A 3,452-nucleotide genomic window follows, 5' to 3' on the forward strand; every position below is an offset into this window, starting at 1 on the left:
GATCCTCTATCGCGACCGCGATTACCACGGCTCCACCCTTGCCGCGATGTCGGCTGGCGGCCAGGACGAACGCAACATGCAATACGGCCCCTTCGCGCCCGATTTCGTGCGCGTCCCCCATTGCATGGAATACCGCAAGGAGGAACTGGGGCTCGGTCACCTGTCGGGGCGCGAGTTCGGCATCGCGGCGGCCAATCTGATCGAAGAGGTGATCCTGCGCGAAGGCCCCGACACCGTCGGCGCGCTTTGCCTTGAACCCGTCACCGCGGGCGGCGGCGTCATCGAAGCCCCCGAGGGCTACTGGGAGCGCGTTCAGGAAATCTGCAAGCAATACAACGTGCTGCTCCATATCGACGAGGTTGTCTGCGGCATCGGCCGCACCGGAACCCACTGGTTCGGCTACCAGCATTACGGCATCCAGCCCGACTTCGTGACCATGGCAAAGGGCGTGGCCTCGGGCTATGCGGCCATCGCCTGCATGGTGACCACCGAAGAGGTGTTCGAGCTGTTCAAGGCCAACCCCACCGACAAGCTCGACCACTTCCGCGACATCTCCACCTTCGGCGGCTGCACCGGCGGCCCGGCGGCGGCGCTGGAAAACATGGCGATCATCGAGGAAGAGGGGCTGCTGGAAAACTGCACCGCCATGGGCGCGCGCATGAAGGGCAATCTCCAGGCGCTGATGGACAAGCACCAGATCATCGGTGACGTGCGCGGCAAGGGGCTTTTCCTGGGCGCCGAACTCGTCAAGGACCGCGACAGCAAGGAGCCGGTCGATGAAAAGGACGTGATGGCCGTGGTGGGCGAATGCGCCGCGCTCGGCGTCATCATCGGCGCCTCCAACCGCTCGATCCCGGGCCGCAACAACGTGCTGTGCTTCAGCCCTGCGCTGATCGCCACCGAGGCCGATATCGACGCGATCACCGATGCGGTGGACAAGGCGCTGACCAAGGTCTTCGGCTAAGCGGCCACACTCCCCGTCCAAGGCCCCGCCGGCATCCGCCAGCGGGGCCTTTTTCGTGGCAGGGGACCCCGGTGCCGGGCGTGCACCCCCCGTGCACCCCCCGTACACTCCCCGTGCAGACGGATGGCCCGATTCCGCCCCCTTTGCCTTCTTCTTGGTGACAATACTCCGGGGTTTGGGGCAGCGCCCCAAGCGGGCGACGAGGCCCCGGCAGCGCCGGGGGCCGAGGAGCCCGTCCCCGGATCGGCGCGGCAGGGCCGCGACGAATTCGGCCCCGGCGTTAACGAAAAGGCCCCCGCCGAGGGGGGCCTTTCCAGAGGGGATTTAGTTAATTTCTTAACCTTCTCAGCTCTTGCCCTTCCAGGGCACCAGGATCCGCTCGGCCCAGCGCATCAGCATGTCGATGCCGTAGCCGATGACGCCGATCAGGATGATCCCCATGATCACGATATCGGTCAGCTGGAACTTCGAGGCCGCGACGATCATCTGCCCGGCCCCCTGTTCGGCCGCCACCAGTTCGGCGGCCACGACCGTGCCCCAGCAGACCCCCATCGCGACGCGGGCGCCGGTGAAGATCTCGGGCAGCGAATTGGGAATGATCACGTGGCGCATGATCTGGCTCTTCGAAGCCCCCAGCGAATAGGCGGCGTGGATCTTCGAGATATTGACCCCGGACACGCCTGCCCGCGCCGCGATGGTCATGATCCAGAGCGCAGCAAGGAACAGCAGGAAGATCTTGCCGCTCTCGTCGATGCCGAACCAGATGATGACCAGCGGGATCAGCGCCAGGGGCGGCACCGGGCGCATGAATTCGACGATCGGGTCGAACCAGCCGCGGAACCAGTTCGACAGCCCCATCGCGTAGCCCAGCGGGATACCCACCAGCGCACCCACGAAGAAGCCGGCCAACACCCGGAAGAGCGAGTAGCCAAGATGTTCGGCCAGGGTAAAGTCGCGATAGCCTTCCTGCGCGATTTCCACCAGCCGGGTCCAGACCGCCTCGGGCGGGGGCAGCCAGATGGGTTCCATCTGCATGCCCGCGTTGGGGGTGAAGCGCACGGTGCCCCGGCGGCTCAGCGTGACCACGCCGTCGCCGGTGTCGACCTCGCCCACCTCCGGCTCCAGCGGCTGACCGTTCACGGCCACCACGCGGAAGCCGTCCTCGTCGGCGCCGATATCGTTGTCGCCGGTGCGGATGAGGCTGGACCGACCGCCGCCGATGGCGTCGATATCGTTCAGCGCAAAGCCGTCGCCCGGGTCGATCTCGGGCAGGTCCACCTCGTCGCCAACAGGGTGCACGATGATCCGCACGGTGGCGTCATCGCGGTCTCCGGCGGCATTCTCGGCGGTGTAGGTAAAGCTCGTTTCGCCCAGGAACGGCCCTGGCACGTGAATGGGCGTGATCGAGGAGCCGGTGAAAGCCCCCCAGATCAGGAAGATCGACAGGACCGAGATGACCGAGGCCGCCCGGGTCGGCCGCACGGCGCTTTCGTCGCCGAAGGTCACGGTCTTGAGCGAGGTGAAGTCGTGGCGGGCCTCGCGCATCGAGTTGATGGCGCGAACGGCGACGAAGGCCACGAGGAAGATGGCGATGTAAATTCCGGCGATCAGCATCTCAGAACGCCCCCTCGGTTCGGCCCATGATCTCTTCCTCCATGTCCCAGATCATCGACAGGATCTCTTCGCGGCGCTCGCCGAACTCGGGGTGTTTCTTCACCTCGCGCAGGTCGGCATTCACGCCCATGTCGGCAAAAGGCAGGTTGTATTCCTTGTGCAGGCGGCCCGGACGCGGCGCCATGACGATCAGCCGCTCGCCCAAGAGCAGCGCTTCCTCGACCGAGTGGGTGATGAGGATGATGGTCTTGCCGGTTTCCTTCCAGAGCTTGAGCACGAGGCCCTGCATCTTCTCACGCGTGAGCGCATCGAGCGCGCCCAGCGGCTCGTCCATCAGGATCACGTCGGGGTCGTTGGCCAGGCAGCGCGCCAGCGCCACGCGCTGCTGCATGCCGCCAGACAGTTCGTAGACCGCCTTGTCCTTGAAGTCCTGCAGCCCCACGGTTTCGAGCAGGTGGTCGGTGATCTGGTCGCGCTCGGCCTTGGGCATGCCTTTCATGCGGGGGCCGAAATCGACATTGTGGCGCACGCTCATCCATTCGAAGAGCGCGCCTTTCTGGAACACCATCCCGCGTTCGGCATCGGGGCCCGTCACGGTATGGCCATTGAGCACGACCTTGCCGTCGGTGGGGGCGAGAAAGCCCGCGATGATGTTGAGAAGGGTGGTCTTGCCGCAGCCCGAGGGGCCGAGAACGGACATGATCTCACCTTCCTTGATGGTCAGCGACACGTCCTTGAGCGCCTGGACCGCCCCGCCATCGGGCAGGTCGAAACGCATGGAAATCTTGTCGAGCACGAGCCCGGTCATGGAGCCCTACCCCCTGTTGTAAGTTGTTGTATTGGCTCACGGGTGGAGTGGGGGGGGGGGGGGGGG

The 3,452-nt window shown here is 65.4% G+C and carries 3 protein-coding genes; 1 reads left to right on the top strand and 2 read right to left on the bottom strand.

Annotation, left to right across the window (positions count from 1 at the left end; translation table 11 throughout):
• Nucleotides 1–964, top strand: a 964-nt coding sequence (locus tag ACEQXV_RS10100; protein ID WP_370269008.1) for an aspartate aminotransferase family protein, incomplete at its 5' end; no start/stop codon positions are given.
• Between the two features lie 345 nt (nucleotides 965–1,309).
• On the opposite strand, the gene ACEQXV_RS10105 is transcribed toward ACEQXV_RS10100, so the two are convergent.
• Nucleotides 1,310–2,578 carry an ABC transporter permease gene (locus ACEQXV_RS10105; RefSeq protein WP_370269009.1) on the bottom strand — a complete coding sequence of 423 codons (1,269 nt, stop codon included), beginning with the start codon at nucleotides 2,576–2,578 and terminating at the stop codon, nucleotides 1,310–1,312.
• Nucleotide 2,579: 1 nt separating this feature from the next.
• Nucleotides 2,580–3,386 (bottom strand): taurine ABC transporter ATP-binding protein, encoded by an 807-nt coding sequence (locus ACEQXV_RS10110; protein ID WP_370269010.1) that lies wholly within the window; start codon nucleotides 3,384–3,386, stop codon nucleotides 2,580–2,582.
• Nucleotides 3,387–3,452 lie beyond the last annotated feature (66 nt).

Source organism: Nioella sp., from assembly GCF_964229645.1.
Taxonomy (GTDB): Bacteria; Pseudomonadota; Alphaproteobacteria; order Rhodobacterales; family Rhodobacteraceae; genus Nioella.

Bases quoted from the DNA above. Each gene is read 5' to 3' on its own strand.
- ACEQXV_RS10110 (WP_370269010.1), bottom strand. From the start codon at position 3,386: ATGACCGGGCTCGTGCTCGACAAGATTTCCATGCGTTTCGACCTGCCC.
- ACEQXV_RS10105 (WP_370269009.1), bottom strand. From the start codon at position 2,578: ATGCTGATCGCCGGAATTTACATCGCCATCTTCCTCGTGGCCTTCGTC.